Source organism: Aestuariivirga sp., from assembly GCF_044238155.1.
Classification (GTDB): domain Bacteria; phylum Pseudomonadota; class Alphaproteobacteria; order Rhizobiales; family Aestuariivirgaceae; genus Aestuariivirga.
Map to the genome: position 1 here is coordinate 1 of NZ_JBIIDX010000215.1, position 3,843 is coordinate 3,843.

The following is a 3,843-nucleotide window of genomic DNA, read 5'->3' on the forward strand; positions in this document are numbered from 1 at the left end:
CCCCCCGAACCGGGAGCCTGACACCGCGCTGGCGGCAAGAGTTTGCAGTAGCGCAGCCTCGACTGGCTTGTTCGTGTCGTAAGGCTCTTTGAGGGAACGACGGGAAAGAACACTCGAGAACAGAGGATCACGCGGCATGCCTGGATCAGCGTGAAAGATGCCGCGGGCGATTGGCCTGCCGTCGAGAACCGTCTGGTCCTCACCGTCGGGGAAAAGGGTAAGATCGACACGATATCCATCTTCTGCCGCTGCCATCCGCATGAGCTCGAGAAAGCCACCCAACCCTATGGTAATCTGTCGGCTGTAGGGGTCAGTCTGTGGCAAGAGCCGCTGCCGATCGGCATAGAGCACCACTTCATCTTCTCCGATGAGTTGCACGAGCCACGGCTGGCGGTTGTGCGGGTTCGGCGCCAGCAAGGCAAAGGACAGCGCCTTGCGCCGAATCTCCGTGTAATCCCCGGCCATCTCCCAGGGCTTGAGGGCCGAACTCGGCTGGCGAGAGACAGAATAGGCAGTTGCGCCTGCAGCAGCCACAACAACGCCTCCTCCAACCAGGAACAGTGTCTTTCGACGTGTATAGCCCATGACTTGCCTCTTCGGTTGAGCGGCGCAGAATTTAGTTCAATATCGAACTAAATGCAAACTGCTTCTACTTTCTCTGCCTTGCATTCCGCCTAGTTCGCCTCAACACCAGCGGAGAAATGATAAGCGCCTGATATCTTTTTTGGGGGGTGGGCATCAGTGGTCACAGCAACCACGGCAAGTGACTCCCCTCCAGTTGACAAGAAATCGTTTGCAATTACTCTGTCGACCCTGAGTTGGCTGATGCCAACCGGATGAAGAAATCGACATGCTTTGCTTTTTGAAGGAGATACCGGGGATGTTCAGGCGGATCCGTTTTGCGGCCATGGTGATGGCGTGTTTGAGTGCCGCTCTTGTTGTTGGTGTTTTCGACCGGACACCCTCTGTGGCCGCAGACACGGCAAGCAATCTCGAAGGCACAATCTGGATGTCCAAGAAGGAGCACAGCCGCGTGGCCGTCTCGCCAGATGGCAAGCAGGAAATCAAGACGGGCAAGAACTTCTATGTTCGATTTCTGAGCAGAACGGACGATATCTATGTGATTGAACTCCGGTGGTGGAACGAGAAGGCGGGGGTGAATATCCTGGAGCATGCCGTTCTGACCGCCATCGGCCCAGGCTTGTACCAATATGTCGAGGCGGATCCGGTTAGGGACGGCACCCCGGACGCAAAGTTTGCTGGCGTTTCAGGTGGGGGCTTTTTCAGACTGGTCGGTGAAACGACCGCCGAAGTCATCCAGATGGGCCACCTCAACGATGGCAGCGCGGCAGCCTTCACCAGCATGCTGGAAAAGACCGACACGCTCCCAACCGTGCCGGTCCCACAAACCTACCCCTGATCGGGGCATTCTGCGTCAGCGTTGTTGATCGGGGCCTTGCCAAGACAAAGGCTCGCGCGTGTCGATCATTCCAGGTCTTGGCCTTGTTGTTTCAGGACGAGGCCTTGGCGCTGATCGGTCATGTTCAGATGGCAAACGACGGAATTGATCGCTGGGGTGCCACCGGCGCAAAAAACGCGGCCTTGTTTCAGTAGCCCAAGAAAAGAGGTTTGGCACAGTGGGCAGGTCGATCTTCGTCAATTGCAATAATTCCTTCACCAGATTTCCAGCGCAGCAACGATGCCCTTCACGATCTGAAATCATGAACCGGGCCGGAGCAGGCGCTCAGACCGGCAACCGCGCCACCCCGGCATAAAGCAACGCCGCCAATACCACCGCCGTAAGCAACACCGCCTCGCCGCAAAGCAATGGGACAATCCACAGGGACATGAAGCTGTTCAGCCGGACATCGGCTGGGTCGCTTCGCCGGAACACAATGTCGATCATCTCACCCGCATGATGGTCGAGCGCCGGGACAGCAACCGCCGACTCGACCGTGCGCCCGGTGGCATCCGGGAAGGAGATGGCAGCCGCCACGAGTCCCCTGCCCAGCGGCTTGACGTCATCGATGCGCGCCGTCGCGGTCAGCGCATCACGCATGAAGTTGCGCGTCCGGATGAAAGTGATCATCATCACGGCTGCAGCGATCAGGATCACCGCCAGCATGCACCAGAACACAAGGAGAGACGCGTCCAGAACCTCTTCTTCCACCATGCCTCCCCAGTTCAGCCTCATCGACGCGGACTGGCGAGGGGCCGAGGCCGTGACTGAACACGCCGTCACGGCCACCGGCACAACGGCAGGCAGCGCCTTCTTCAAGTTGTATATTGACATCCTCTAGCACCTCGCTCTGGGCAGTGGCAATCCATGTCTCCGCAATCCCGGCGACAGCAGGCAGCAGGCCTTGACCCAGGCGCATGATCGGGCCCAACCTTGCCTGAACAGCTGTCTTTCAGTGCTCGCGGCCCCGGCAACCTTACCGATCTCACGGAGAACGAATGATGGACCGGCCCCTTCCCGGCAGCCCTGCCCGACCACCCGTCTGGCTCACGGCCGCCGACTGTCGCATCGACGATTTCAGAGCTCTGGTGGAACAAGTGACCAGCCCGTCCGACTGTCCGCTCGCCGAAAGGATCGAGCGCAACGTGCCGGTCTACGATGCCCGCAAGGTGGAGCATGCCGCCCAAAGTCCCGACGAATCGATGAAATTCATGGCGGAATGGCACCGGGTTTTTCTTGATGGCCCCGGGATTGTCGTGTTCCGCGGTGCAATCCGCGACCGCGCGCTGCTTGATGCCGTAAGCAGCATTCTGCGCCAGATCATCGCCGAGGAGCGCGCCGCCTCCGGCGGCAAGGGCGATCACTTTGCCAAGGCCGGCAGCAACGCGCGTGTATGGAACTCCCACGAAAAGCTCTGCATGCGGGCGCCCGAGCTCTTTGCCCGCTATGCGGCGAATGACGTGATCGATCTGGTCAGCCGGTCATGGCTCGGACCGCTTTACCAGATCACCTGCCAGGTGAACCTCGTCTATCCGGGCGGAAGGGCACAGGTTCCACATCGCGACTACCACATGGGCTTCCAGCAGGAGCATCAGCTGCGTGATTATCCCGCGACTGTTCACCGCCTGTCGGCGGCACTGACGCTGCAGGGCGGCATCTCCCATTGCGACATGACTGTCGACAGTGGTGCCACCAAGTTCCTGCCCTACTCACAAGCCTATCTGCCAGGCTATTTCGCCACTCTGCTGCCAGAATTCCGCTCCTACTTCGAAGACCATCATGTGCAGCTTCCCCTGCAGGCTGGTGATGCACTATTCTTCAACCCTGCCCTGTTTCACGCGGCAGGAAGCAATGTCACTGCAGATGTCGAGCGACTTGCCAATCTGATGCAGATCGGCTCAGGCTATGGCCGCTCCATAGAGATCGTCGATCGTGCCCGCATGACCAAGCATCTATATCCGACCATGCTGGCAATGGTGAAGGATGGACGGCTGAGCAAACGCGCCACCGAAACCCTGATTGCCGCAACGGCGGAGGGCTATCCTTTTCCTTGCAACCTCGACATCGATTCCCCGCTCAGCGGGATGGCGCCCCCCAGCCAGCAGGACATTCTGCGCCAGGCACTCGATCAATCATGGGACCCTGCCAGGCTCACGTCTGCAATCGACGCCTACACCACCCGTAGAACAAGCCACCTTGTGGCAGGCGACTGACCTGACGTGAAACCCGATATGCCATGATTACGATCCACCAGGCAGAAGACGAGCAAGCGCGAGAGAGCATCTACCGCTTCCGGTACAGGGTATTTTCCGGCCATCTTGGCCGCAAGGACCTCGATGGCGCCGACCAGGAACGGCAGATCATCAAGGACGAATTCGATGATA

At 59.1% G+C, this 3,843-nt stretch carries 3 protein-coding genes and 1 pseudogene; 2 read left to right on the top strand and 2 right to left on the bottom strand.

Translation table 11 applies throughout. The features are described from left to right. A pseudogene (locus tag ACILRN_RS16070) lies at nucleotides 1-585 on the bottom strand (twin-arginine translocation pathway signal protein); the annotation flags it as partial. Between the two features lie 295 nt (nucleotides 586-880). Here ACILRN_RS16070 and ACILRN_RS16075 point away from each other — a divergent pair. Then, nucleotides 881-1,420 carry a hypothetical protein gene (locus tag ACILRN_RS16075; RefSeq protein ID WP_395689976.1) on the top strand — a complete coding sequence of 180 codons (540 nt, stop codon included), beginning with the start codon at nucleotides 881-883 and terminating at the stop codon, nucleotides 1,418-1,420. A 324-nt stretch (nucleotides 1,421-1,744) separates the two neighbouring features. On the opposite strand, the gene ACILRN_RS16080 is transcribed toward ACILRN_RS16075, so the two are convergent. Next, nucleotides 1,745-2,293, bottom strand: a complete 549-nt coding sequence (locus tag ACILRN_RS16080; RefSeq protein WP_395689977.1) for a hypothetical protein — start codon at nucleotides 2,291-2,293, stop codon at nucleotides 1,745-1,747. 164 nt (nucleotides 2,294-2,457) lie between these two features. On the opposite strand from ACILRN_RS16080, the gene ACILRN_RS16085 reads away from it, so the two are divergent. Continuing rightward, on the top strand, nucleotides 2,458-3,672 hold the full coding sequence (locus ACILRN_RS16085; RefSeq protein WP_395689978.1) for a phytanoyl-CoA dioxygenase family protein: 1,215 nt from the start codon (nucleotides 2,458-2,460) through the stop codon (nucleotides 3,670-3,672). Nucleotides 3,673-3,843: the final 171 nt, after the last annotated feature.

Bases quoted from the DNA above. Each gene is read 5' to 3' on its own strand.
- ACILRN_RS16075 (WP_395689976.1), top strand. From the start codon at position 881: ATGTTCAGGCGGATCCGTTTTGCGGCCATGGTGATGGCGTGTTTGAGT.
- ACILRN_RS16085 (WP_395689978.1), top strand. From the start codon at position 2,458: ATGATGGACCGGCCCCTTCCCGGCAGCCCTGCCCGACCACCCGTCTGG.
- ACILRN_RS16080 (WP_395689977.1), bottom strand. From the start codon at position 2,293: ATGTCAATATACAACTTGAAGAAGGCGCTGCCTGCCGTTGTGCCGGTG.